This is a genomic window from Streptosporangium album (genome assembly GCF_014203795.1).
Lineage (GTDB): Bacteria > Actinomycetota > Actinomycetes > Streptosporangiales > Streptosporangiaceae > Streptosporangium > Streptosporangium album.
Map to the genome: position 1 here is coordinate 797622 of NZ_JACHJU010000001.1, position 25360 is coordinate 822981.

Below are 25360 nucleotides of genomic sequence, written 5' to 3' on the forward strand. Positions count from 1 at the left end.
GTGGTCAGGCCGCGCTCTCCGCCAGGTAGGGCGCCCAGAGGGGATCACCGACGCCGTGCGCGCCGATGAGCCGCCAGTGGACGCCGCGTGGCACCACCGGGACGACGCTCAGCGTCCATCCCAGTTCCTCCAGCATCCGGTCCGCCTTGCGGTGGTTGCACGACGTGCACGAGGCCACGCAGTTCTCCCAGGTGTGGGGGCCGCCTCGCGAGCGCGGGATCACATGGTCGATGGTCTCGGCCCGCTGGCCGCAGTAGGCGCACCGGTAGTCGTCCCGGCGCATCAACGCGTTCCGGGTCAGCGGGATCCGCGACCGATAGGGGATACGGACATATCGACGAAGCCTGATCACCGACGGCACGTCGAGCGTGCGGCTCGCCGAGCGGAACACGGCGCCCCGCCCGTCGCGATGCACGACATCCGCCTTCTCCCTGAGCACGAGGACGACCGCACGGTGCAGGGAGAGGGTGGCCAGGGGTTCATAGGTGGCGTTCAACAGCAGGACCTGGCGCATCAGCGGGCCCTTCCCGCTGCACTACGCGTCAGTTGAGGGGGCACGCCGTTGCGTGCCCCGGTTGGCGGCCCCTCCTGGGGCCCGGATGCTTCCGTCACGAGGACCTCCGCCGGACGGCCCAGCGGATGGTCACCACGGCGCCGTCCTCAACCAATATTGGCTTCTGCATCGTCGTTCCCGCCACTCATAAATGAGCCACCCATACATGACTGAAGGGACGCCTGGTACGTTTTATGCCCGCATTACTGGTTTTTAACTCCTCCTGTGGCAGATCAGATACACCCCTGCGCGGGTGGGCCCGCGCTGTCGTCCGGAGGTCGTAGGGTTCCTCCCATGACGCGACAGCCTTACCCTCCTGCCAGCCGTGACGGACTTGTCGAGGACCTGCACGGCACCCCGGTCCCCGACCCCTACCGGTGGCTGGAGGATCCCGGCGACCCGGCGACCAAGTCGTGGCTGGCGGAGGAGGAGCAGCTGTTCACGGCCGAGATGGGAGCCCTTCCGGGACGGGAGGGGTTCAAGGCGCGGATCGCCGAGCTCCTGCGGTCCGGTTCTGTCGGCGCACCGGTGTGGCGCGGCGAGCGGCGGTTCTTCATGCGCCGCACCCCGGAGCAGGAGCACGCGGTGCTCTACACCGTCGACCCCGACGGCACCGAGCAGGCGCTGCTGGACCCCATGGCGCTCGACCCGACCGGTCTCACCACCCTCGACTCCTGGCAGCCCGACAAGGAGGGCCGCCTGCTCGCCTACCAGGTCTCGGTGGGCGGCGACGAGGAGTCGAGCCTCTACCTGATGGACGTCGCGCTCGGCCACCGGATCGAGGGGCCGATCGACCGCTGCCGCTACTCCCCCGTGGCCTGGCTGCCCGGCGGGGAGGCCTTCTACTACGTGCGCAGGCTGCCCTCCACCGAGGTGCCCGAGGGGGAGGAGCAGTTCCACCGCCGGGTCTACCTGCACAGGGTCGGCACCTCCACCGAGGACGACGTCCTGATCTTCGGCGAGCACATGGAGAAGACCAACTACTACGGCGTCGCGGTCTCCCGCGACGGCCGCTGGCTGCAGATCTCCGCCTCCCGAGGCACGGCTCCGCGCAACGACCTGTGGGTGGCCGACCTGTCGGCCTCCTCCCTCTCCTCACCGGAGCTCGTCGTCGTCCAGGAGGACGTCGACGCCCAGAGCGCCCTGCACTTCGGCCGTGACGGCAGGCTCTACGTGTTCACCGACCGCGACGCCCCACGCGGGCGGATCTGCGTGACCGACCCCGCCACCCCCCAGTTCGAGCACTGGCGCGACCTGATCCCGCAGGACCCGGAGGCCGTGCTGTCGGACTTCGCGATCCTCGACGACCTGGACCGGCCGGTCATGCTGGTCGGCTGGACCCGCCACGCGATCAGCGAGATCTCCATCCACGACCTGGGCACCGGCGAACGTGTCGGAGAGGTGCCGACGCCCGGCCTGGGCACCATCGGCGGCATCAGCGAGCGCCCCGAGGGGGGTCACGAGGCCTGGTTCGGCTACACCGACAACACCACCCCGCCCAGCATCCAGCGCTACGACGCCCGCACCGGTGAGACCACCCTGTGGGCCGCCTCCCCCGGGGCGGTCGAGGTGCCCGCGGTCGACACCGCGCAGGTGGTCTACCGCTCGGCCGACGGCAGCGAGGTCCACATGCTGGTGATCTCCAAGCCCGGAACCGAGGGGCCGCGGCCGACCATCCTGTACGGCTACGGCGGCTTCGGCATCTCGATGACCCCCGGCTACTCGGCGTCGATCCTGACCTGGGTGGAGTCGGGCGGCGCCTACGCCATCGCCCAGCTGCGAGGCGGCGGTGAGCAGGGCGAGGAGTGGCACCGGGCCGGAATGCTCGCCAACAAGCAGAACGTCTACGACGACCTGCACGCGGCGGCCGAGCACCTGATCGCCACCGGCGTCACCACGCCCTCCCAGCTGGCCATCTCCGGCGGCTCCAACGGCGGCCTGCTGGTCGGCGCGGCCCTGACCCAGCGCCCCGAGCTGTACGCGGCCGTCGCCTGCTCGGCCCCGCTGCTGGACATGGTCCGCTACGAGCTGTTCGGCCTCGGCGCCACCTGGAACGTCGAGTACGGCTCCGCCGAGAAGCCCGACGAGTTCGCGTGGCTGTACGCCTACTCGCCCTACCACCGGGTCCGCGAGGGCGTCTCCTATCCGGCGACGCTCTTCACCGTCTTCCAGTCCGACACGCGGGTCCACCCGCTGCACGCCTGGAAGATGTGCGCGGCCCTCCAGCACGCCCAGGCCGGAGACAGGCCGATCCTGCTGCGCAACGAGACCGAGGTGGGTCACGGCGCCCGTGCGGTCAGCAAGACCGTCGAGCTCGCCGCCGACCAGCTCACCTTCCTCGCCCACCACACGGGCCTGGCCTCATAGCCGGAGTCGGATGTGCTCCCGGGACCTCCGACACCGGCCCCGGGAGCCGGGCCGACCCGGTGCGAGGGCAGGAGTCGCGCGAGAAGAACCGGATGTCGGGGCCGGTGGTTATGGTCAAGCCATGGAGGACGCCCCCGTGGCCGATGGCCTCACCTTTCTGGCGGGAGAGCCGAACGCTCTGCTTCGGAACCTACCGTCCGTGACCGTCGGCGGCCTTCCACAGCCGTCCGGCACGCCTCAGCGGGGGAAGACGATGGTCTTGTGACCGTCCAGCAGGACGCGCTGCTCGGTGTGCCACCGTACGGCGCGGGCCAGCGCCTGGCACTCGACGTCACGGCCGATGGCGGCCAGGTCCTCGGCCGAGTGGGTGTGGTTGACCCGGGCGACCTCCTGCTCGATGATCGGGCCCTCGTCGAGGTCGGCGGTCACGTAGTGGGCGGTCGCCCCGATCAGCTTCACCCCGCGGGAGTGAGCCTGGTGGTACGGCTTGGCCCCCTTGAACGACGGCAGGAACGAGTGGTGGATATTGATCACGTTCCCGGCGAGCTTGACGCAGAGGTCCTCCGACAGCACCTGCATGTAGCGGGCGAGCACCACCAGGTCGGCCTGGTAGTGCTCGACCAGGGAGAGGATCTCCGCCTCCTGCCGCGACTTGGTCTCGGCGGTGACCGGCAGGTGGTGATAGTCGATGCCGTACGACTGGGTCAGCGGGCGCATGTCGGGGTGGTTGGAGGCCACCGCGACGATCTCGACGTCGAGCAGGCCGGAGCGCATCCGGTAGAGCAGATCGTTGAGGCAGTGCCCGAACTTGCTGACCAGCACCAGCACACGCGGCTTGACGGCCATGTCCCGCAGCTTGACGTCCATGCCGAAGTCGGGGGCGAGCGCGGCGAAGGCCGTATGGAGATCTCCGTCCGAGAGCGTGGAGGAGAACTGCACCCGCATGAAGAACCGCTCGGCGGCGGGGTCCCCGAACTGCTGGCTCTCGATGATGTTGCAGCCCCGCGCGGCCAGGAGGCCGGAGACGGCGGCCACCACACCGGGCCGGTCCGAACAGGACAGTGTCAGCACATACTGGGTGGCGGAGCTCATGCGGCCCCCTCGTCCAACGGCCTGGAGGCCGCGCCCGGCCTTCTGACTCGCTCACTCATCGACTACCTCCAGCATGGAGATCTCCGCCTGCGCAGAGGGGTCGTTGACGCCTTCGCCCTCGGCGCGGTCGGATCGTACGGTACTTTCAGGCTGACCTGGGCAGAGTACAGCGCACCGCTCACCTCTGCCCGCACCTTGCCGCGCTGGAGCAGCGGTGGATCCCGTGAGGTCGCGTGACAGGTCGGGAGAGCGCGGACCGGCCGGGACGGCATGCTCGTGGTTGCGCGCCCTGCCCGGCGGTCAGGGCACACGGGGCACACCGGTCCGGAATCCGGGGACTCGCCGTCCATCATCCGCCCGATCTGTGGGTAGGCATCTCCGTATCCGGTGCACGGGGAGGTGCCTCCCTCGCATCGCGAGCGAGGCAGCCGTCGTCCGCCTGTGCTGCCACGGCCGGACCACCCGGTCCTTCGCCCGCTGCCCGGTGGGAGGTGGAAGCGTGAGCGTGGTCGCCCTGTCGTCGCTCGCCGGACTCTTCGCGGTCGTCACCGGAGTCAACGACGGCGGTGCGCTGCTGGCGACCAGCCTGAAGGTCTCCAGCATCCCGCCGCTGTCCGGTGTGCTCGTGATGATGGTCATGGTCGCGCTGGTCCCCCTGCTGACCCACCGGGTCGCCACGACCTTCACCACCCGGCTGGCGGGCGCGGACGGGCCCTCCGGGCAGGCCACGCTGGCCGTCGCCATGCTCTCCGCACTGACCGTCGTCGCGGTCCTCAACAACCGGGGGCTGCCCACCAGCCTGACCCTCGCCATCATGGGCGCCCTCACCGGCGCGGGCCTGGGCTGGGGTCTGCCCGTCTCCGGCGGCGCGGTGCTGTTCGTGCTCGTGGTCGCGCTGGCGGCGCCGATCGTGGGAGCGTTGCTGGCGATCGTGGTGCGCCGGTGGCTCATCCGGTGGGCGCACGGCCGCAAGCTGCGGCAGTGGCACCGGGCCGGGTTCACCCTGCAGTGCCTGGCCTACGCGGCCAACGACGGCCAGAAGATGCCGGCCGTCTTCATGCTCGCCCTCGGCCTCTACGCCCCTCCGCTCTCCATCTGCCTGATCGTGGCGGCGCTGTTCGGGATCGGGGCCCTGTACGGCCTGCCACGTGCCGGCCGCATGCTCAGCCGGACGATCATCGCCTCGCGTCCGCTGGACGGGGTGACCGCCGAACTGGCCAGCGGAGCCGCCGTGATCGGCTGCGCCGCGATCGGCGCGCCGGTGAGCATGACCCAGACGATCGCCGGAGCCCTCATCGGAGCCGGAATGGCCAAAGGCGCGGGCCGGGTGCGCTGGCATTCCGCCACGAGGATCGCCCTGGCCTGGGCGCTGACGCTGCCGGCGAGCGGGCTGCTCGCCGCGGCGGCGGCACTCATCATTCGAGGGGTGATCGTGTGAAACGACTGCGGCGTGTGCGGGATCTACTGGCAGGTCGTATGGACAGTGCGCTCACCGAAGCACTGATCGGGCAGTTGGAGGCCACGAAGGAGGGCGCCTGGCTGGCCATGGCCATGATCGGTGGTGACACCGCCCGTACCGACGCCCACGAGCAGATGCGGACCATCGAGCATCGCGGCGACACCGAACGGGCACGGCTGGTCGAGGAGCTGTCCGGATCCCTGGTGACGCCGATCGACCGTGAGGACCTGTTCCGGCTCTCCCGCTCGATCGACGACGTGCTCGACTCCCTCCGCGACTTCGTCCGGGAGTCACACCTCTACCGCGTCCGCGACCAGCAGCGTTTCGCCCCCATGCTCGATCAGGTGATCGTCGGTATCGACGCTCTGGAGATCGCGGTCCGCGACCTGGCGTCTCGCTCTTCCGTGATCACCCATAACGCGCTGGAGGCGAAGAAGGCCAGCGGCACCCTCCGGCGCATGTACCAGTACGAGATAGCCCGGATCTTCTCCGGCACGATCAGCGCGGAGACCATGAAGGAGCGGGAGCTGGTCCGTCGTCTGGAGATCGTCGGCATCGCGATCGGCGAGGCGGCCGACGCCATCACCGACGGTGCGATGAAACGCTAACCTCGGCGCTCGCGACCCCCGCGTTCCGGATCGACGGGCGGACCGGGGACGCGGGCCGCCCGGAACCGTCCGGTACGGCCCGCACCCGGCAGGTCAGGTGACGCGGAGGTCGTCGATGGCCCAGTACCAGTCGTTGTCGGCGTTGGAGTAGCGGAAGCGGACGGTCATCCGGGTGGCACCCGCCGGGACGGCGACGGGGATGGACTCGACCTTGGAGATGGCGTCGGCGGTGTAGGCCTTCACCACCTTGGTGCGGCCGCGGTCGAAGGAGACCAGGACCTGGGCTCTCTGTCCGCCGTTCTGCCGGTAGTGGGTGACGTAGCCGATCCTCACCGCGTGACGGCCGGCCACGGGGTACGGCGCGCTGGCGAGGGTGGAGTTGAAGGTGCCGGTGCCGTGGGGACGGTCGTCCCACTCGTCGGAGTCGGCCACCGCGAACACCCCGCGACCGCGGACGAACAGCTCCCGCCACTGGTCCCGCTGGGCGCGCGACCAGAACTCGTCCGTCGTGAACGACCAGCCGCGCCACTCCTCGACGCCCCCCGAGGGCAGCCCCCGGTTGTCCACCGACCAGCCGGGAGGCGCGGTGTGGGTGAACCCCCTGACCTCGGCCGGGATGCCGGTCTCGCGGACCCGCCTGCCGAGGGGGAGGCGGTCGAAGGGGTCGGCGGAGCGGAGCACGATGGACCTGCCGTCCAGACCCGCCGGACGCGGAAGGCCCAGCTGGCCGAAGACGGTGGCGGCCACGTCGACCAGACGGGTGCCCACGGGGGTGGCTCCGGCGGCGATGCCGGGGCCGGCCGCCAGGACGAAGGTGCGGCGCTCCTCGATGGTGGAGCCTCCGTGACCGCCGGCATCGGTGTGGCCGTGGTCGGTGGTGACGATCACGGTCCACCGCTCGCCGGGGTAGGCGGGGCGGCTCTGGACCGCGGCGAGGAGCCGGCCGACGTAGGTGTCGACGGTGGCGATCGCGTTCAGATAGGCCTGGCTGGCGGCACCGCTGTCGTGTCCGGTGATGTCGACGTTGCCCAGGGAGACGAAGGCGACGTCCGGGTCGCGGTCACGGAGCACCTTCTCGGAGACCGCGATGACCCGTCCGTCCTCGACGGGGTATCCGTCGGAGTCCCCGTCGAGGACGATCCGCGCGTCGATGCCGGGGCCGAAGGCGCCCTGGTCGCCGAGGGGCCGCCAGTCCATGGCGGCGTAGGTGGAGTAGGCCGGGTTGACCTTTTCCAGCCTGGTGAGGAAGTCGGGGTAGAGGTCGTAGCGCTTGCCCGCGAAGGTGTTGTTCCTGACCTTGTGCTTGTCCGGCCAGGTGCCGGTGGCGATCGTGGACCAGCCGGGGCCGCTGGAGGTGGCGGCCATCGGCTGCGTGTAGAGCAGGCTGGTGCCGAAGGTGCCGTGGGCGATCAGTGCGTCGAGGTTCGGCGCGTCGGCCGCGGCGATGCGGTCATGGCGCAGGCCGTCCAGCCCGATCACCAGGACCTTGTCGGCGCTGATGCCGTCCGGGACGTCCGGAACCGGGACGGGGCCTGCCTGGGCCTCCGTGGTGTTCACGGCCTTCTCGGAGATGAACGCCGGGGCGGGACCGCCGGGTGTGGAAGTGCCGGGCCCGGCCAGGGCGGCCGTCGCCGGGATCAGGATCGTGGCCGCGACCGCCGTCGCCACCCCCGCGTTGCGTAGGCGCATGAACGTCCTTCCTCGCTGGCCGGAGCGCTCCGGCGCTGCGCGAGGACCTCCGACACGGTTGACCGCGTAAAGGTTGCCAGGATGGGGACGTCTCCGCAGGTCATCTGGCTTTTCAGTAGCTGTTGTGGGGGGCATTGAACCGATAGATGGTGATAGCGTCCGAGGCCTATGAGCGACTCTCAAACGAGCGCGAGCGGCCCCCGGACGAGTGACCGGGCGGCGGCACGGGTGGTCTGCGTGGACGGCGGGGGCCGGGTGTTGCTGATGCACTGGCGCGACCCGGTCAGCGGCGTGACCCTGTGGGAACCGCCCGGCGGCGGGATCGACCCGGGCGAGACGCCCTTCGAGGCCGCACGGCGGGAGTTGGCCGAGGAGACCGGCCTGCCGGGCGGGGCGGTGCTGAACCGGTGGGTGCCCGTGCGCCGGAAGTTCGACTGGCTCGGCACCCACTATGTGAAGACCGAACGGTTCTATCTGGCCAGGTTCGACGGCACCCCCGAGGTGCTCCCCATCGCGTTCACCGCCGAGGAGAACGACACCTGGCTGGGCTCCGGCTGGCTCTCCCCCGCGGAGATGGCAGAACTCCCCGACCGGCTGGAACCACCGGACCTGGTGGAGGTCGTCTCCCGGGTCACCCTGCTGGGGTGACCACACCCGTCGCTCCGCCGGGGGCCGGAGCCTCGTAGCCGGCGCGGTTGACGGCTACGAGGACGGTGTCGAGCCGGGCCGACCGGGGCTCAATGCTGTGCGGCGGCCTCCGGCGGGCCGGAGGCCGCCGCAGCCGCCAGGGATGGGGCGAGCCTTTTCATCCCTTGTGGATGACGCTGGAGGCCCCCCTCAGTCTGGTGGTGCCAGATTTGTGGAAAATGATCTTCTTCATCGCACCCCCACGGGAAAACGGCTGCAGGTACGAAGAATAAATACTCGAATATTTCACTAAATCACAATGTTTAATGATGAACTATTGATAAATTCACTCAAACTGAACATTATGGGACATCGCTGTGACGAGGTCCTTTTCTCCATAAAGCACAACACACCCACCGCGCTCTTCCCTGCTGATCTCACGCCAGCCGTACTTGCGGTAGAGCTCGATCGCGGCGGGCTGGTTCAGCGTGGTGTCTCCGCAGAGCCGTACGTAACCAAGCTCGATCGCCCGTGCCTCCAGCGCCCCGATCATCTGAGCGCCCAACCCGTGCCGCTGGAACTCCGGATGGACCCGCATACGGCACATCTCGGCGACCTGGTCGTCGACCCGGCGGAGCCCGCCCATCGCGATGACCCGCCCACCGGGAACCTCTCCGACGAGGAAGTCTCCCCGATCGGCGATGTAGATCTCGTTGATCCGAGGGAAGTCGTCCTCGTAATAGACGCCGTCCCCCGGCGCGAGGCCGACCTGGGCGAGACAGATCTGGTGCAGCGCCCAGACGGACTCCAGGTCGGACCAGCGATAGCGCCGTATCCTCATATATCGACCTCGGCCGGATCCACCACCGGTGTGGCGCGCAGCGCCTCCAGGTAGACCTTGAGCTCGGGGTGGTTGGGGTCCTTGGCCTCCACAGCCTTGGCCACCTCGTGGGCGCGCTGCATGAGGATGTCGGGCCGGCAGCCGTCACCCAGACCGGCGAGCGTGAGCTTGGCTATGGACAGCGCCTCGTCGAGGTCACCCTCCAGGAGCTTGCACGTCGCCCGGTCGAAGTTGATGAAGGTCGGGTCGAGCCAGTCCGCCGGGCCGTACTTGGTGAGGGCCTGCTCCAGGATGAGGTCGGCCTCCATCGCCTGCCCCAGCTTCACCAGCGCGTCCCCCTGGTGGAAGTAGAGCTGGCGCTCGGTGTAGCCGAAGGTCGAGTCGTCCTGCTCGGCCGCGGTCATCTGGGAGAACGCCGCCCGGGCCCGGGACAGCGCCCGCTTGGCCTGGTCGACCACCTCCTTCTTACCCGAATTCGACATCATCGCCAGCGCGCGGGCCTCGACGACCGGCGCCATGGCCTGGGCCGCGCAGGGCGTCTGACCGGCCAGGTCACGACTCTTCCTGGCGAGGTTGAGCGCCTCGCGCGGGTCTCCGTAGTAGAGCGGGACGAGGGCCTCCCTCGCGATGACCCAGGCCCGTAGCGCCCGGTCCCCGGTGTCGTCGGCGGCCGTCCGGCCTGTCCTGAAGAAGGACCGGGCCATCCTGTGATCGCCGAGATTCACCATGATCATGCCGCTGAGCCCGGAGAGCTGAGCCGCCATACGGCACAACCGCTCCTGCAGGTCCACCGGCTGGCGTCGCTCCATGGCCTTGCGCACGGCGCTGAACTCCAGCAACACGTCGCAGAGCAGCCGCAGGGGCGGGGTGTTCATGTACTGCCGGCCGAAGCCGATGGTGGCTTCCTCCCACTGGTCGAGCATCGCGGGCGAAACGGTGGCCGACACCAGGGTCTCGTCCATCCTTCTGCGGATGTTCTCCACAGATCCGAGCACCTGCCCGTCCAGCGCGATGCCGGTACCGGCCAGGAACTGTAAAAGCGTCCTCCGTAGCACGTTCTCGTCCTCCTCGCCCCTGTCCGCAGAGGAGTCGCCACCGATCGGCCGGATCGACAGCCCACGCGGATCAGGAGAAGTGTCAGGTCTTCCATCCTGGAGATCGCCTCGGACGACACCGGGCATCTTGTGACCGTGGCCGCAGATGCAGGGGCCGTCATAGCCGAGGGAGACGGGCTCGACCCGGTAGGCCGTACACAGGTAGTGGAGGTATTCGGGCCCCGGCCTCTTGAGCCCGCTCTCGTAAGCGGACAGGAGCGTCTCCCCGATGCCGGGCGCCGCCTTGCCGTCGCGCTCGAACAGCGCCCTTATCTGTTCGATCACGTCGGCGAGAGCGACACCGTGCGCAAGGCGGTGACCCTTGATGCGCGTGGTCCCGAACTGTGGACCGCACTTGTCGTGGATCTCCTCGGCTATCTGAGCCGAGCCACGCCCTGCAGCCAGGCCTTTGGCCCGGATCTGCCTCGCTAACTCTGTCTCCCTGTGCTGCCTGCCGGACATACCGGCCCCTCTCTCGTGGCCAGCTGGGACTGCCTGGCACACTGGTTCCTGACCGGTCCGGTCCCGCTGACACAGTGTGACGTGGATGTCGCACTGTGCCTACTGAGAATGATGGACCAACTTTGGCTTATCCGGAACGCATGAATAGTGCTATCGGCTAAGGATCGTCCACCACTGGACTGTTTCTTTCAACCCGCATGGGAGAAGGCATACCCCGATCCCGGTTTTCCCTCCGTTGACCCGCGCGGCCAGGTGAGTCATCTTTGGCCAACCAGCATCGATTCACGCAATCAAGCGAACATGATTCGGTGCCGGAGCAGGCGACCAAGAGGAGGGACGAGGTGGGGGAAGACGATTTCGGGCACCTGGAGCGGTTGGTGTCAGAACTTGACTCTCATGGGCTGCATGCCCGAGTGGTGCGGACCCAGTCAGGCCGGGCCTTCGTGCGCGTGATCAATCCGAACGCGACCAGCCTGGCGGAGAACGTCACCTGCCGGGCGCAGGCCGCCCCCAGTCCCCGGGATTGGTACTACTGGTGGTCCTGGGGAGAGCGGATGCACACAGCACAGGACCCCGCCGGTGCCGCGACCAAGGTCGCACGCGTGCTTGCCGCGGTGGGGGAGTGAGCTAGCGATGGTCCGGATGGGGTCGCAGCCGTCCGGGCCCGTCGCACTCACTGCGGCTCAACGGGCCGGCGGGGTGTCCGGTGCGGAGCGTCCTCGGACGCTGGGCACCTCGCCGACTCTGAGAAAGCTCACCACAGACTGCCGCCCGGACCCGTCCGGACGGTGATCGGAGGGATCCCTCTCGGCAACGGCACGGGACAGGCTTCCGGGTGCGTGCCCCGTCCGAGCCGTCCGTCACCGGAGCATCCGACCCACCCCCGCGGCCCAGGTCCGGATGTCCCCGTCTTCCCCGGCGTGATGTGACGGCGGCCGGTTCGGTCGGCAATATGAAGAGGCAAGGTAACTTGCCCATATGTCGGCCGCCCCGATCCGAGAGGGATCCACTCCGTGTTCCTGTTCGCCCCCACCCCCACTCCCCCTCCCACCAGTGACTCCGGGTTTGAGGAACTCCTCAGGGCAGGTGTGGGCTTAACCAGGGGGTGCGAGAACGGTGGGGGGGTAGTCTGCAACCTCATGCAGTCCTTCCTGCCGGCCGCCTGGGCACCCGCGATCGCCGGTGCGCTCGCCATCCTGCTCATCGTGGTCATCGCGCTGATCCTGCGCAAGATCGCCAACCGGCTGATCACGCGGGTCGTGCGGCGTGCCTCCTCCTCCAGCGGCGGCTCGATCGCCGGGCGGCTGCGCGGCAAGCAGACGACGACGCTGGAGGGGCTGGACGCGGTCGCCGCCGAGCGGCGCAGGCAGCGCGCGGAGACGATCGGCTCGGTGCTGCGGCCCGTCGCCTCGATCGTCATCCTCGGCACGGCGGCCCTGACCGTCCTGGATCGGCTCTCCATTCCCATCGCCCCTCTGCTGACCAGCGTCGGCATCGTCGGCGTGGCCGTCGGCTTCGGCGCCCAGGAGCTGGTGAAGGACTTCATCGCCGGCATGTTCATGCTCCTGGAGGACCAGTACGGCGTGGGCGACGTGATCGACGCGGGCGCGGCGGTCGGCACCGTCGAGGCGGTCACCCTGCGCATCACCCAGCTGCGCGACGTCGACGGCCGGGTCTGGTATGTCCGCAACGGCACCATCACCCGCGTCGGCAACGAGTCCCAGGGCTGGTCCCGAGCCACCGTGGACGTCCCCGTGGCCTACGCCTCCGACATCCCCGCGGTCCGCGACCTGCTCAAGGACGTGGTCGAGGACATGTGGAACGAGCCCACCTACCGCAGCGTCATGGTGGAGGAGCCCCAGGTCTGGGGGATCGAGCAGATCTCCGACACGGCCATCGTGTTCCGGATCAGCGCTAAGACGATCCCCGCCCGGCAGGCCGAGATCGCCCGCGAGCTGCGTATCCGGATCAAGTCCGCCCTCGACCGGGCTTCGATCGCGATCGCCGGCTGACGTCGCTTAGGCTTGGGGGTGTGTCCGCCATCCCCGAGGAACCCCAGTCCTTCTACGACGCCGTTGGTGGCGAGGTGGCCTTCCGGCATCTCGTCCACCGCTTCTACGAAGGCGTCGTGAGTGACCCGCTGCTGCGTCCGCTCTACCCCGAGGACGACCTCGCCGGGGCCGAAGACCGGCTCCGTCTCTTCCTGATCCAATACTGGGGCGGCCCCAACGCCTACAGCGCGCAACGCGGACATCCGCGGCTGCGGATACGGCACAACCCCTTCGTCATCGGCTCGGCCGAGCGCGACGCCTGGCTGAAGCACATGCACGACGCGGTGGTCTCGCTGGAGCTCCCCGACGACCTGGAGAAGCGTCTGTGGGACTACCTCGTCTACGCGGCGCACAGCATGGTCAACGCTCCTGACGCATAAACTCGGTCAGGTAAGGGCAATCCATGCACATGGAAACCCCCTGGTGGCGTGATGCCGTCGTCTACGAAATCTATGTTCGCAGCTTCGCCGACGCCTCAGGAGACGGCGTCGGCGATCTGGCCGGTATCCGGCAGCACCTGCCCTATCTCGCCGAGCTGGGCGTGGACGCGATCTGGCTGACCCCCTTCTACCGCTCCCCCATGGCCGACGGTGGCTATGACGTCGCCGACTACCGCGACGTCGACCCGCTGTTCGGCACATTGACCGATTTCGACGCGCTCGTCGCCGACGCCCATGGTCATGGTCTCCGGGTGATCGTGGACATCGTGCCCAACCACAGTTCATCCGAGCATGAATGGTTCAAGGCGGCACTGCGGGGCGAGGGGCGCGACCGCTACCTCTTCCGCGACGGCGGAGACCTGCCGCCCAACAACTGGCAGTCCACCTTCAGCGGCCCCGCCTGGACGAAGGCACCCGACGGGCAGTGGTACCTGCACCTGTTCGCCCCCGAGCAGCCTGACTTCAACTGGCGTAACCCCGAGGTCCGGGACGAGTTCCTCGACGTGCTGAGGTTCTGGCTGGACCGGGGGGTGGACGGGTTCAGGATCGACGTGGCGATGGGCCTCTACAAGGCCGAGGGGCTGCCCGACACCCCTCCGGAGGACCAGGCGTTCAAGGCCGAGTCGCCGATCTGGGGACAGCCGGAGGTGCACGAGGTCTACCGGGAATGGCGCAAGGTGCTCGATTCCTACCCGGGCGAGCGGATGGCCGTCGGCGAGGTGTGGACCGACTCCCCCGAGGACCTCGCCCTCTACATCCGCCCCGACGAGCTGCACCAGAGCTTCAACTTCTCCTGGCTGGAGGCCCCCTGGTCCGCCCCGGCGTTCCGGAAGATCATCGATGAAACTCTGGCCACCGTCACCGCTCCGACCTGGGTGCTCTCCAACCACGACGTGGTCCGCCACGTCACCCGGTACGGCGAGGGCCTGGTCAACTCCACGACGGGGCCGGCCCGTGCCCGGGCGGCCCTGCTGGCCATGCTCGCCCTGCCGGGCTCGGCGTACCTGTACCAGGGGGAGGAACTCGGCCTGCCCGAGGTGCGGGACCTTCCCTCCGAGTCGCGGCAGGACCCCATCTTCGCGCGCTCGGAAGGCACCCTGCCCGGCCGGGACGGCTGCCGGGTCCCCATTCCCTGGTCGGGGATCGCCGAGCCGTACGGCTTCTCACCCGACGGCGCCCGGCCCTGGCTGCCCCAGCCGGCCGAGTGGGCCCCGCTGACCGCCGAGCACCAGGCGAGCGACCCTGGTTCGACGCTGGGCTTCTACCAGGAGGCCCTGCGTGCCCGCCGTGAACTGCGCGGCTCACTCGGCGACGAGATCACCTGGCTGGACTCCTCGGAGGGCGCGCTCTTCTTCAGCCGGGGGCCGCTGACCTGCGTCATCAACTGCGGCTCCGAGCCGGTGCAGCTTCCGCCGCACGACCGGGTCCTGATCGGCAGCGCCCCGGTGGACGGCTACCTGCTCCCCCCGGACACCGCGGCCTGGCTCCACACTCCGTAGCGGGCTCCCCTGCTCCCGGCGAGCCGCCGGGTCCACAGGGCGCTGCCCGGCACGTGCGGCAGGCCACCACGCCTCCGGCGGGGCACCGCCCCGGTACACGTGCTCCGGGCCGCCGGACGCCGGGCCTGACCGCCTGCGTCCGGCGGCGGATCATGGAGCGGGAGCAGACCGGGCGCTGGAGCGGGGGCAGGACCGTCATGGAGCGCCGGAGGATCAGCCGCGGGGCGGCGAGGTGAGCAGGGCGACGGCCATCTCCCGGACCGATGTGGTGAAGCGCCGCGGATCGTCGCGTGTCAGGTGCCTGATCAGGTTGCTGTCGAACACCGAGAGCAGCGCGTGGGCGAGAAACTCCGTGTCGAGATCGGGGCGCTCCTCGGCCAGCAGTGCGCTGATGTGGCTGTGCCAGAACCGATAACTGGGATCGGCCTGCTTGTCGGCGGCGCATGCCTGGTCATGGGCGGACAGCAGGGCCGCGTTCTGCTCGGCAATGCCTGCCAGACCGTCCAGGAAGGCCAGCAGTCGCTCCCGGGCGGGTGTTCCCGGGCCCAGCGGCGGAGGTCCCTGGATGACGGCCTCACGCAGGGCGACCGACCGTTCCTCGAGCAGGGCCTGCATGAGACCGGCACGGCTGCCGAAGCGGCGGAAAATCGTGCCCTTGCCGACGCCCGCAAGGGCCGCGACCCGGTCGAGTGACACATGCTCGTTGCCGCCCTCTTCCAACAGCCGCTCCGCGGCCCGGAGGACCGCTCGCCGGTTCCGCTAACAGGGCCCGGACGGATACCCATCGCTTCGCGAAGGGGCCGACGGGATACCCATCGCCTCGCAAGGAGAACCAGTGAGCATTCGCGCGCTCATCGTCGACCCGGCCGCCCCCGCGGCCCTCCGGCTCGGAGATATCGACGACCCGGCCCCGCGCCCACACCAGACGGTGATCGATGTCCGGCACATCTCCCTCAACCGCGGCGAGATCGCCTTCGCCCGCCAACAGGCGCCGGGGACCGTGCTGGGCTACGACGCCTCCGGCATCGTGTCGCGGGCCGCCGCGGACGGCAGCGGGCCGGCCGTCGGGACCCGCGTCGCGGCCTTCGGAGCGGGGGCCTGGGCTCAGCGCATGGCCGTCGGCACCGACTCCGTCGCCGAGATCCCGGACGAGGTCGACCTGGCCGACGCAGCGGCTCTGCCGATGGCCGGCGTCACCGCGCTGCGCACGTTGAGGGCGGCACCGATCCTGGGGAAGCGAGTGCTGATCTGGGAACGTTCAGAACATCGGCTGGGCCTCCGACGAGCCGGCTGTGTTCGCGCCGTACTCGCTCTTCTCAATCGGCCCGTCCAAGTCGATGAACACCTTCGGCGACGCCACCGGGTTCGGTGAGGACCTGTCCACGCTGCTGAGGTTCGTCGCCGAAGGCAGGCTCCGGCCAGGGGTCGGATGGCGCGCCCCCTGGGAGCGGATCGCCGACGCCGCCCGGGAGCTGCTCGACCGGCGGATCCCCGGCAAGGCCGTACTCGACGTCGGCCCCTGACCCGGATTCTCCGAGGGCGCAACCCAGTCGTTCAGGGCGGGGTCAACACGGGGCGGTCCCCCGCGAGGTGAATCTCCTCCCGCCATGCGCGGGAGGCGGAACGGTACGCGGCCGCATGGCTGCCCGGCCCCGGAAACGGTGAGTCCCCGGCCTCCGCCACGGGGCGGAGGCCGGGGACTCACCGTGCGGTCCGCGTCAGTCGCGGGTGAGCTTGCGGTAGGTGACACGGTGCGGACGGGCCGCGTCGGCACCCAGACGCTCGATCTTGTTCTTCTCGTAATCGGCGAAGTTGCCCTCGAACCAGAACCAGTTCGAGCCTTCCTCCCACGCGAGGATGTGGGTGGCGATGCGGTCGAGGAACCACCGGTCGTGCGAGGTGATGACCGCACAGCCCGGGAACTCCAGCAGGGCGTTCTCCAGGCTGGAGAGCGTCTCGGTGTCGAGGTCGTTGGTGGGCTCGTCGAGCAGCAGCACGTTGCCGCCCTGCTTGAGGGTGAGCGCCAGGTTGAGCCGGTTGCGCTCTCCGCCGGACAGGACGCCCGCCTTCTTCTGCTGGTCCGGGCCCTTGAACCCGAACGCGGCGATGTAGGCGCGAGACGGCATCTCGACCTGGCCGACCTTGATGTAGTCGAGCCCGTCGGAGACGACCTCCCAGACGTTCTTCGCCGGGTCGATCCCTCCCCGGCTCTGGTCGGCGTAAGAGATCTTGACGGTCTCGCCGACGACGATCGCGCCGTCGTCGGGCGTCTCGCCGCCGGTGATCATCCGGAACAGGGTGGTCTTGCCGACGCCGTTCGGGCCGATGACGCCGACGAGGCCGTTACGCGGCAGGTCGAAGGAGAGGCTCTCCATCAGGACGCGGTCCTCGAAGCCCTTGGTGAGCTTCTCCGAACGGATGACCGTGGTGCCCAGGCGCGGGCCCGGCGGGATCTGGATCTCTTCGAAGTCGAGCTTGCGGTGCTTGTCGGCCTCGGCGGCCATCTCGTCGTAGCGCTGCAGACGTGCCCGGCTCTTGGTCTGGCGGGCCCGGGCGTTGGAGCGGACCCACTCCAGCTCCTCCTCCAGGCGCTTCTTGCGCTTGGCGTCCTTCTGGCCCTCGAGCTTGAGCCGCGCCGACTTGGCCTCCAGGTAGGTGGAGTAGTTGCCCTCGTAGGCGTGGCAGCGGCCGCGGTCGAGCTCCAGGATCCACCCGGCCACGTTGTCCAGGAAGTAACGGTCGTGGGTGACCGCCAGGACGGTGCCGGGGTATTTCTCCAGGTGCGACTCCAGCCACTGAACGCTCTCGGCGTCGAGGTGGTTGGTGGGCTCGTCGAGCAGGAGGAGGTCGGGCTGCTCCAGCAGCAGCTTGCACAGCGCGACCCGGCGCCGCTCACCACCGGAGAGCTGGGTGACATCGGCATCCGGCGGCGGGCAACGGAGCGCGTCCATCGCCTGCTCGAGCTGGCTGTCGAGATCCCACCCGTTACGGTGATCCAGCGCGTCCTGAAGCTTGCCCATCTCGTTGAGCAGCTCGTCGCTGTAGTCGGTGGCCATCAGCTCGGCGATCTCGTTGAACCGATCGAGCATGGCCTTGGTCTCGGCGACGCCCTCTTCGACGTTGCCGAGCACGGTCTTGGATTCGTTGAGCGGGGGCTCCTGCTGAAGCATGCCGACGGTGAAGCCGGGCATGAGCCGGGCGTCGCCGTTGGACGGCTGCTCCAGACCCGCCATCATCTTCAGCAGCGTCGACTTTCCGGTGCCGTTGGGGCCCAGGACGCCGATCTTGGCGCCCGGCAGGAACGACAGCGTCACGTCGTCGAGGACGACCTTGTCGCCGTGCGCCTTGCGCACGCGCTGCAATGTGTAGATGTACTCCGGCATACCGTCTAGCTTAGGGCCTGTCGGGCTTAGCTAGGGGCGGCCTCGGAGCCAGGCCTGCGAGCCGGGGGCACAACCGTTGCGGGCAGGCAGATCCGGTCACGGCCGAGCTCCTTCGCGCGGTAAAGGGCCAGGTCCGCCGCGGCGAGCAGCTCGATCAGGTCGTCGCCGTGCATGCTCATGACCGCCACACCGACCGAGATGGTCACAGTGATCAGGTTGTCGTCCGCGGGAACCGCCATCCGCCCGATGCGGGACCGGAGCCGCTCGGCGACCCTGCGGGCCTCGGTCACGTCGGCCCGGGGCAGCAGGACGACGAACTCCTCGCCACCGAAGCGGCCCACCACGTCGTAGTCACGGAGCTGACTGCGGATGGTGGCGGCCACCCCGATCAGGACCTGGTCGCCGATCAGGTGGCCGTAGGTGTCGTTGACCCGCTTGAAATGGTCGATGTCCACGATCAGCAGGGCCAGCGTCTCGCCGGTGCGGCGTGCCCTGACGATCTCGGTGTCCGCTTCACGCTGCCAGGCCGCGGCGTTGAGCAGGCCCGTCTTGGAGTCGGTGCGGGCCGCCGCCTGGAGCTGGGCGTGGAGCAGGCTCCGCTGGAGCAGGACCACCGGAGGCAGCGCCAGCACCAGCAGCGCCGGGTTCAGGCCGCAGGTGATGGCGACGATCACCCCGAGGCAGAGCTCGACCACGTCGAGCAGCAGGCTCTCCCGGTTCCACAGCACCTCCCGCCAGCGGCTGTCGGGGGCGGCGGTGTGCGCGGCGACGGCGATCAACGCGGTGTTGAGCACGGTGAACAGGACGGCGGAGCCGACGGCGACGGCGATCGTCGCGCCGTCGCCCGCGATCAGGGCGGTCAGGTCGCCGGCGACCGTGTGGAACAGCACCGACGCGGCGCATCCGGCCAGGCCGATCGCGGCCGAGCTGAACACCCTCCGGTAGAGGACGGTCTCCCTCACCCGTTTCTGCAGGAGGATCTGGAGCGGGATGGGGGCGAGAAGCGCGTATACGGGAGGGAGGAGCAACGCGGCGGGCAACCACCAGGCGGACAACAGGTCGCGGGAGACACCGGCCGGCATGCCCAGCCTGCGGGTCGCCTCGATGCAGACGGCGCCACATGCCATCAATGCGGTGAAGGTCAGCAGGTCATGCCAGCGGAACTCAGTCGACAGAGCGAAAAGACCGATCGCGACCAGAGCCAGCGCCACGATTCCGCAAAAGTAGACGACCAGTGCACGACGCTGCCCAAGCAAGGGCCACCGATCGACCAGGACGGTCACACCGCTGCGGGGTTTGGCCGAGGTGTGAATGGGTGCCGCCATGTCGCCCCCTTCTCCGACTAACGATGTGTAACACGATAGTTGCGGAGTGTGCGGCGCGCGACGGTAACCGCTACCTTTGGCAGAGTGGGCCCCTCATCAGGTGGCTCACACCTGGGAATCGCTCACTCCGCGAGCGGACCGTGAGGGAAGGAGCAGCCATGCTGCGGGGCGTGACCTGGACCTGACAGATGCTTCGAGCATCTGACACAGGCGAGATGACCATCGGCCTGTTTTCTCGGCGCCACCGCCTCCTCTGGCGGGGCACCGACCGCGCTCGGCCGATGCCCCCTCCCTCTTTCGGCCCTCTCCGGAGACCCGCGCCGTGTCCGGTGCCATGCTGCCGACGGTTGTCTCAGGCCACCATGGGCACCTCTGCGGGCCACGGCGTTTCGTCCCCGGATTCTCCGTCTCTCGTCATCGCCTTCCCGCCGATCATCTTCCCCTGTCCGGCGTCCGTCTCCCTCTCGGACACGCCGTGATCTTCTGTGTTGGCTCCGTTTCCAGCGACGTCCTCCTGCGCCAGGCCGCTTCCCGCCCCGGCCGTCTCCTCATCCGTCCCGGGATCCGTCTCGGGCTTCACCAGGCTCAGGAGGCCGGAACCGCCCGCCGCCACGGAGGCGGCGCCGCCCATGGCCCAGTCATGGGTCTCGCGGTCGAGCTCGGTCCGCTCTTTGCGGCCCAGTGAGGGGGCCGTGCCTCCCCGCTGCGGCTTGCTGAAGCTTCCCAGGCCCCAGCGCAGGTCGTGCCCGAGCGAGTTGGCCTCCACCTCGGGCATGAAGCGGCGCTCACCCTCATGGGTGAACTCGCGGATCCGCAGCCGGCCCTGGACGACGACCGGCTGGCCCACGTGGACCGACTGGGCGACGTTGTCGGCGAGCCCGCGGAAACAGCGGACGCCGAAGTAGGTCGTCTCGCCGTTGCACCACTGCTGGTTCTCCCGGTCGAAGTAACGGCTCGTGGAGGCGACCTTGAGCGAGGTGACGCGTGACCCGTCGGGGAAGGTGTGCTGGCGCGGCGGAGCCGCGACGTTACCGGTCAGCGTGACGTGGATGTCGTTCATCGTGTCTCCCTTGGAAGCGGGCGGACTGCCCGTGACATGGAGAACACGATGGCCCGTGCCGCCTCCGGCGGGGGCCGCCGAACCACGCTCTGTGGATTGCCTGACGCGGATGCCGCGGACCTGTGGACAGCCGGGGATTACCCCCGCACGCCCCGCACAGCGGAGGAGAACTCGTTGTATCTGGCCAGCTCGCGCTCCACCGGCTCGATGACCATGGTCGCGGCCACCCCGCCCACCCTGCGGCGCATCTCCCGTTCGAGCCGGTCGCGCTCGTTTCCCGCGCCGAGCACGACGAAGTTACGGCTGGCCACAGCGGTGAGCAGGCCGAGCCCCAGGACCGAGAGGACCATCAACCCCACCCATGGCAGCGAGGCCGCCTCGCCGAACACCGCCAGGCCCTCCGGCAACGTCCCCGCGCCGAACACGCCGTAGGCGAGAGCCGTACCGAGCCAGGCGAGCCCCGCGACGGACAGCAGGACCAGCAGGTACTGCCAGACGAGGAGCAGCCGCCACCAGCCGGGGACCCGGTCCAGGCGCGGCGCGACCTCCGACAGCTCCTCGGAGAGCACCTGGGGAAGCTGGACCGAACGGGAGCGCGCGGCCTCCTTGATGCCGTTGCGCCAGGACTCGTGCATGCCGGAGGTCAGCCCGTCGGCGAGCGCCTGCACCGCGTTGTCCACCTCGGCCGGCTGCGCGCTGACGGTGCCTCCGGTGAGGCCTCGGATCTCGTCCCTGAGGTCTCCCAGGCGCAGGCTGTTGAGCGGGTCGGGCCGGAATCTGGCGGCCCAGCGGGTGTACGGCCAGCCGACCCACTCCATGGACCGCACGCCGTACACGTTCTCCATCGCCTCGCCGACCGCCGGCACCCCGACCGCGTCGCAGAGCGCGTCGGTCAGGCCGATCCGGCGGGCGTCGTCGATCGAGGCGGAGAGGGCGGGGGCATCGTCCACCGGCATGATCTTCGCCAGGCGGAGCGTGAGCCGGTCGAGGTCGGCCTCCAGGCGCTGGACGGCCGCTCTGCGCCTGACCACGGTCTGGGCGAGGACGGCCTTGAGACCGTCCACCCCCCTGCCGGTGATCGCGGAGGTGGTGACGATGACGGGATTCTCGACGCCCTCGCGACGGAGCAGGTCCTCCAGGTCCGCGACGCACTCGACCAGTTCCTCCGGCTCCAGCCGGTCTACCTGGTTGAGCACGAAGATGGTCACCGCGTCCTGCCCCGCCAGCTCGGTCACGTAGCGGCGGTGGGTGGAGGCGTCGGCGTACTTCTGCGGGTCGAGCACCCACACGACCAGATCGGCGACCTGGATCAGCCGGTCCGCCTCGGTGTCGGTGAGCGCCCGGATGGAGTCGTGGTCGGGCAGGTCGAGCAGGATCAGCCCGTGGAGCTGGCTCTCTCCCCTGTCCAGGGCGCTGGCCCTGGCGAAGCGGTGCCGCCACTGGATCTGCAGCCAGTCGAGCAGCGGTCCCGCGCCGTCCAGACCCCAGACGCAGGCGTGGGTGCGCGCCGTGGTGGGGCGGCGGACCCCGGTCGGCGACAGCTCCAGCCCGGAGATCGAGTTGAACAGCGTCGACTTGCCGCTTCCGGTGCCTCCGGCGAGGGCGACGACGGTGTGGTCGGAGGAGAGCTTGAGCCGGTCACCGGCGCGGAGCAGCAGCTGCCCGGCCTCGGACAGGAGCTTGGGATCGACTCTGCCCGGTCCCAGTTCCACGATCCGCGCCAGCGCGGCGAGCCGGCTGCCGAGACCTTGGCGGGTCTGGGTGGTGCCAACAGTGGTCATGGCTCGCTTACCGTTCCTCTTTCGCTGCGCGGACCGCTCGTCCCCTGCGGGCCGTCGTGCCGGGGGCGCCCGGTGAACACCGTGCTCACCGCGTCGGGCCCGCGCCCAGTCATCGATCGCTCACCGCTGCCCGCCGTCCGTGGCGGGCGCGAGGAGAACACCGCGCCCACCACGTCGGATCCACCTGTCATCGGGCGGCCTCAAAGCTGTAGGTCGCCTGGTGAAGGCGGGTGGCGGCGGACTCGTCGGGGATGCCCGCGCCGTCGAGGGCCTGGATGTAGCGCGACATCTCATCATCGAACAGCATGCCGATCCGGGCGCGCAGGTCGCTGCGGACCTTGGCGCCGATGGTGCGCAGCGACTCGGCACCGAGGAGCGCGTGTACCAGCCGCTGCGGCAGGGCGCCGGTGCCGGCTCCCTCGCCCTCGGCGGAGCCGTCTCCGAGAAGTCCGATCGCGAAGATCAGCGACAGGGACTCGATGTCGAACGACACCAGCCTGGCGACCGCCCGCTTGGTGACGCCCTCCGTGCGGATCAGCTCGGTGATGTGCTCCTGCCAGGCCGCGACGGTCCGGCCGGTCCTGCGCAGCAGTTCGTCGGAGGCGCGGCCGAGCTCCGGGGCCCCGGCCAGGGTCTCCCCGGCGCCGGAACGGTGCAGCCAGCGTGCGACGGCGTCCTCGGCGGCCCGCTGCGCCGCCGAGACGATGAGGGACTCCACCGCGGCCCTGAGGGCGGACTTCAGCGCGCTGAGCCGCTCGGGAGCCTGGTGACTCGCCTTTCCCGCGAACCGGCCGGGCTTGCGCAGATGCAGGGTCCGCATGAGGTCACCGGAACCGGCGAAGTCCTGCCACCGGGCGAGCACCTCACCACGGAGCAGCGAGCCGTTCCCGGTCGCCTGCTCGATCTCGGCGAGCGCACCGGCGTAGGCGGCGTCCACGTCACCGCGGAGCTCGCTTCTGAAGACCACCTGGGCCTCCAGTTGCCTGGCCAGGGCGGGGATCCGGGTACGGAAGCTGTCGAGCACCCCGGACAGGGTGGCCTGTACGGCCTGCGCCCGGCGCTGGTCGTCGACCGACAGCTCGGTCAGCCACAGCCGGAGCTCGGTGACCTCGTGGTCGGGGAGCATGCCGTCGGCGACCTTGCTCTCGTTGATGACGAACCGATCGACATCGCCGAGGCCGTACTCGTTGAGCATCCTGAAGAAGTGCTTGGTGACCACGTCCCGGGACTTGGCCGGCACCCGGGAGAGCACGATGACCAGCCGGGCTCCGCGCTCCTTGGCCAGGCGGAGGAGCCGCCAGGCGGGGGCGTCGGCGTAGCGGGCGGCGGTGGTGACGAAAATCCACAGATCGGCCGTGTCGAGCATCCGGTGGGCGATCTCGTGGTGCTCCTCGACGACCGAGTCGATGTCGGGGGTGTCGAGCAGGGCCACGCCCGGAGGGAGGCGTTCGGTGGAGACGAGCACGAGGCTGCCGGGAGTCGCCTTGGGGCCGGGTGCGGCCTGCCGCCGCAGGCTGCCGAGCAGATCACCGCTGGCGAACCACTCGTGGTCGTCGGGGTGGCAGGCGAGGACCGGCGTGCCGGTGGTCGGGCGGCGCACACCGGTGGCGCTGACCTTGGCGTTGGCCAGGGTGTTGAGAAGCGTGGACTTGCCCGCCCCCGTGGACCCCGCGACCACGACGAGCGCCGGCGCGGTGCTGGTGCGGACCCGCGGGATCACGTAGTCGTCGAGCTGGGCCAGGATCTCGCTCTGGGTCCGTCTGGCCTCCTCTGCTCCGGGGAGGTCCAGGCCGAAGCGGAGATCGGAGACGCTGGTGCGGAGAACGGCGAGCGCGCCGGTCAGGGCTTCGGAGACGGCGTACGGCAGCGGCGTCTCCCGCACCCGGTCACGCCGTGCCCACTCGGCCTGCTCACCTGCGTAAGCGTCGTCTCCGGTGTCGTCGGCATCGGCCTCGGCGGCCACGTCGTCGTCACCGACGGGCCCGGAGACACCGGGGTCCGTGCCCGCGCCGGTGCCGGTCTGGTCCGTCTCGGGCTCTTCTTCCCCGTCAGCGCGGAGGTCGTGGGTGTCACGGGCGGCGCGGGGAGCGGGGGAGGCACCGTCCGCGGACGGGCCGCCAGGTGCGTCGGATGCCCGCTCGCCGCTCCGCGGGGAGACCGCGAGGACGTCGGCATCCGCCTGGAAGGCGGCGAAGGCGCCACCTGGTGACGAGACCGCCTCACCGGCCGGCGGGGAGGGGGCCGCGGCACTGCCCGGGGAGGAACCGATGGCGTCGCGCTCCTCACGGGGAGTGGGCGCGCCATCGGTCAGAGACGCGATCGTCGCCTCCGCGGCGGCGGCAGCCGCCCGGAAGGCCGCGAAGGCGTCATCCTGCGACGCGGCACCGGCCCCGGGGGAACCGACACCGGGGGAACCCGCACCGGGAGAGACGGCACCCACCCCACGGAAACCGGCCCCGGAAGACGGACCAGCGGCACCGACCGGCCCCGACGACCCGGCCGGAACCTCACCGGCACGGGAAGCGGCACCACCACGCCCACGAGCGGACCCGGCACCCCCCTCACCCGACCCAGAAGCGACGACACCCCCACCGCTCCCAGCGGAAACACCCTCACGCCCCCCCGCAGGAGAGGCGGCCACACCACCCGTCAACGACGCGATCGTCGCCTCCGCGGCGGCGGCAGCCGCCCGGAAGGCCGCGAAGGCGTCATCCTGCGACGCGGCACCGGCCCCGGGGGAACCGACACCGGGGGAACCCGCACCGGGAGAGACGGCACCCACCCCACGGAAACCGGCCCCGGAAGACGGACCAGCGGCACCGACCGGCCCCGACGACCCGGCCGGAACCTCACCGGCACGGGAAGCGGCACCACCACGCCCACGAGCGGACCCGGCACCCCCCTCACGACCCCCCGCAGGAGAGGCGGCCACACCACCCGTCAACGACGCGATCGTCGCCTCCGCGGCGGCGGCAGCCGCCCGGAAGGCCGCGAGGGGGTCGTCCGGGGCAGGAGTCGGGGCGGTCTCC

21 protein-coding genes are annotated in these 25360 nt (G+C 69.9%); 10 read left to right on the forward strand and 11 right to left on the reverse strand.

The features are described from left to right. Positions 1-4: 4 nt before the first annotated feature. Positions 5-514, reverse strand: a complete 510-nt coding sequence (locus FHR32_RS03695) for an HNH endonuclease (protein ID WP_184752983.1) — start codon at positions 512-514, stop codon at positions 5-7. 333 nt (positions 515-847) lie between these two features. Between FHR32_RS03695 and FHR32_RS03700 the strand changes: the two genes are divergently transcribed. After that, positions 848-2920 (forward strand): prolyl oligopeptidase family serine peptidase, encoded by a 2073-nt coding sequence (locus FHR32_RS03700; RefSeq protein WP_184752985.1) that lies wholly within the window; start codon positions 848-850, stop codon positions 2918-2920. 237 nt (positions 2921-3157) lie between these two features. On the opposite strand, the gene purU is transcribed toward FHR32_RS03700, so the two are convergent. Further along, on the reverse strand, positions 3158-4012 hold the full coding sequence (purU, locus tag FHR32_RS03705) for a formyltetrahydrofolate deformylase (protein WP_184752987.1): 855 nt from the start codon (positions 4010-4012) through the stop codon (positions 3158-3160). A 499-nt stretch (positions 4013-4511) separates the two neighbouring features. On the opposite strand from purU, the gene FHR32_RS03710 reads away from it, so the two are divergent. After that, positions 4512-5450 carry an inorganic phosphate transporter gene (locus FHR32_RS03710; protein WP_184752989.1) on the forward strand — a complete coding sequence of 313 codons (939 nt, stop codon included), beginning with the start codon at positions 4512-4514 and terminating at the stop codon, positions 5448-5450. Beyond that, positions 5447-6079, forward strand: a complete 633-nt coding sequence (locus FHR32_RS03715) for a DUF47 domain-containing protein (RefSeq protein ID WP_184752991.1) — start codon at positions 5447-5449, stop codon at positions 6077-6079. Before FHR32_RS03710 ends, FHR32_RS03715 begins: the two co-directional genes overlap by 4 nt. Positions 6080-6172: 93 nt before the next feature. On the opposite strand, the gene FHR32_RS03720 is transcribed toward FHR32_RS03715, so the two are convergent. After that, the gene (locus FHR32_RS03720; RefSeq protein ID WP_184752993.1) at positions 6173-7768 is read right to left on the reverse strand and encodes an alkaline phosphatase family protein; all 1596 of its coding nucleotides are present in this window, start codon (positions 7766-7768) and stop codon (positions 6173-6175) included. Positions 7769-7936: 168 nt separating this feature from the next. Here FHR32_RS03720 and FHR32_RS03725 point away from each other — a divergent pair, with 168 nt between their 5' ends. Further along, positions 7937-8416, forward strand: a complete 480-nt coding sequence (locus tag FHR32_RS03725) for an NUDIX hydrolase (RefSeq protein ID WP_184752995.1) — start codon at positions 7937-7939, stop codon at positions 8414-8416. A 325-nt stretch (positions 8417-8741) separates the two neighbouring features. Here the strand turns inward: FHR32_RS03725 and FHR32_RS03730 are convergent, their stop codons facing one another. Then, a complete protein-coding gene (locus FHR32_RS03730) occupies positions 8742-9236 on the reverse strand; it encodes a GNAT family N-acetyltransferase (RefSeq protein ID WP_184752997.1) in 495 nt (164 codons plus the stop codon). Next, positions 9233-10615, reverse strand: a complete 1383-nt coding sequence (locus FHR32_RS03735; protein WP_312881964.1) for an NsdA family TPR-like regulatory protein — start codon at positions 10613-10615, stop codon at positions 9233-9235. Before FHR32_RS03735 ends, FHR32_RS03730 begins: the two co-directional genes overlap by 4 nt. A 518-nt stretch (positions 10616-11133) precedes the next feature. Between FHR32_RS03735 and FHR32_RS03740 the strand changes: the two genes are divergently transcribed. The 4 genes from FHR32_RS03740 to FHR32_RS03755 all read left to right on the forward strand — a co-directional run bounded on the left by FHR32_RS03740 (position 11134) and on the right by FHR32_RS03755 (position 14782). Next, the gene (locus FHR32_RS03740) at positions 11134-11418 is read left to right on the forward strand and encodes a hypothetical protein (protein WP_184753001.1); all 285 of its coding nucleotides are present in this window, start codon (positions 11134-11136) and stop codon (positions 11416-11418) included. A gap of 513 nt (positions 11419-11931) precedes the next feature. Then, complete coding sequence (locus FHR32_RS03745; RefSeq protein WP_246465948.1) at positions 11932-12804, forward strand: mechanosensitive ion channel family protein; 873 nt, start codon at positions 11932-11934, stop codon at positions 12802-12804. 20 nt (positions 12805-12824) lie between these two features. Next, positions 12825-13223, forward strand: a complete 399-nt coding sequence (locus FHR32_RS03750; protein WP_184753005.1) for a globin — start codon at positions 12825-12827, stop codon at positions 13221-13223. 29 nt (positions 13224-13252) lie between these two features. Continuing rightward, positions 13253-14782: a glycoside hydrolase family 13 protein gene (locus tag FHR32_RS03755; protein ID WP_246466472.1), complete on the forward strand. Its 1530-nt coding sequence runs from the start codon at positions 13253-13255 to the stop codon at positions 14780-14782. Positions 14783-14995: 213 nt separating this feature from the next. Here the strand turns inward: FHR32_RS03755 and FHR32_RS03760 are convergent, their stop codons facing one another. Next, a complete protein-coding gene (locus tag FHR32_RS03760; RefSeq protein WP_246465950.1) occupies positions 14996-15502 on the reverse strand; it encodes a TetR/AcrR family transcriptional regulator in 507 nt (168 codons plus the stop codon). Between the two features lie 115 nt (positions 15503-15617). Here FHR32_RS03760 and FHR32_RS03765 point away from each other — a divergent pair, with 115 nt between their 5' ends. Beyond that, positions 15618-16154, forward strand: a complete 537-nt coding sequence (locus tag FHR32_RS03765; protein ID WP_221465244.1) for an alcohol dehydrogenase catalytic domain-containing protein — start codon at positions 15618-15620, stop codon at positions 16152-16154. Then, positions 16120-16305 (forward strand): zinc-binding dehydrogenase, encoded by a 186-nt coding sequence (locus FHR32_RS42800; RefSeq protein WP_221465245.1) that lies wholly within the window; start codon positions 16120-16122, stop codon positions 16303-16305. The genes FHR32_RS03765 and FHR32_RS42800 overlap by 35 nt, the downstream gene beginning before the upstream one ends. A gap of 195 nt (positions 16306-16500) precedes the next feature. Here FHR32_RS42800 and ettA read toward each other — a convergent pair whose 3' ends face one another. The 5 genes from ettA to FHR32_RS03790 form a co-directional block, all read right to left on the reverse strand. Further along, complete coding sequence (gene ettA / locus FHR32_RS03770) at positions 16501-18165, reverse strand: energy-dependent translational throttle protein EttA (RefSeq protein ID WP_184753009.1); 1665 nt, start codon at positions 18163-18165, stop codon at positions 16501-16503. Positions 18166-18191: 26 nt separating this feature from the next. Further along, positions 18192-19490 (reverse strand): GGDEF domain-containing protein, encoded by a 1299-nt coding sequence (locus FHR32_RS03775; protein WP_184753011.1) that lies wholly within the window; start codon positions 19488-19490, stop codon positions 18192-18194. A 352-nt stretch (positions 19491-19842) separates the two neighbouring features. After that, positions 19843-20550 (reverse strand): single-stranded DNA-binding protein, encoded by a 708-nt coding sequence (locus FHR32_RS03780; protein WP_184753013.1) that lies wholly within the window; start codon positions 20548-20550, stop codon positions 19843-19845. A 137-nt stretch (positions 20551-20687) separates the two neighbouring features. Beyond that, entirely contained in the window at positions 20688-22331 is a 1644-nt protein-coding gene (locus FHR32_RS03785; RefSeq protein WP_184753015.1) for a GTP-binding protein, read from the reverse strand. Positions 22332-22518: 187 nt separating this feature from the next. Next, a complete protein-coding gene (locus tag FHR32_RS03790; protein WP_312881965.1) occupies positions 22519-24771 on the reverse strand; it encodes a GTPase in 2253 nt (750 codons plus the stop codon). Between the last annotated feature and the right edge of the window lie 589 nt (positions 24772-25360).

Bases quoted from the DNA above. Each gene is read 5' to 3' on its own strand.
- FHR32_RS03780 (WP_184753013.1), bottom strand. From the start codon at position 20,550: ATGAACGACATCCACGTCACGCTGACCGGTAACGTCGCGGCTCCGCCG.
- FHR32_RS42800 (WP_221465245.1), top strand. From the start codon at position 16,120: ATGAACACCTTCGGCGACGCCACCGGGTTCGGTGAGGACCTGTCCACG.
- FHR32_RS03700 (WP_184752985.1), top strand. From the start codon at position 848: ATGACGCGACAGCCTTACCCTCCTGCCAGCCGTGACGGACTTGTCGAG.
- FHR32_RS03720 (WP_184752993.1), bottom strand. From the start codon at position 7,768: ATGCGCCTACGCAACGCGGGGGTGGCGACGGCGGTCGCGGCCACGATC.
- FHR32_RS03785 (WP_184753015.1), bottom strand. From the start codon at position 22,331: ATGACCACTGTTGGCACCACCCAGACCCGCCAAGGTCTCGGCAGCCGG.
- FHR32_RS03745 (WP_246465948.1), top strand. From the start codon at position 11,932: ATGCAGTCCTTCCTGCCGGCCGCCTGGGCACCCGCGATCGCCGGTGCG.
- purU (WP_184752987.1), bottom strand. From the start codon at position 4,012: ATGAGCTCCGCCACCCAGTATGTGCTGACACTGTCCTGTTCGGACCGG.
- FHR32_RS03775 (WP_184753011.1), bottom strand. From the start codon at position 19,490: ATGGCGGCACCCATTCACACCTCGGCCAAACCCCGCAGCGGTGTGACC.
- FHR32_RS03755 (WP_246466472.1), top strand. From the start codon at position 13,253: ATGGAAACCCCCTGGTGGCGTGATGCCGTCGTCTACGAAATCTATGTT.
- FHR32_RS03730 (WP_184752997.1), bottom strand. From the start codon at position 9,236: ATGAGGATACGGCGCTATCGCTGGTCCGACCTGGAGTCCGTCTGGGCG.
- FHR32_RS03695 (WP_184752983.1), bottom strand. From the start codon at position 514: ATGCGCCAGGTCCTGCTGTTGAACGCCACCTATGAACCCCTGGCCACC.
- FHR32_RS03725 (WP_184752995.1), top strand. From the start codon at position 7,937: ATGAGCGACTCTCAAACGAGCGCGAGCGGCCCCCGGACGAGTGACCGG.
- ettA (WP_184753009.1), bottom strand. From the start codon at position 18,165: ATGCCGGAGTACATCTACACATTGCAGCGCGTGCGCAAGGCGCACGGC.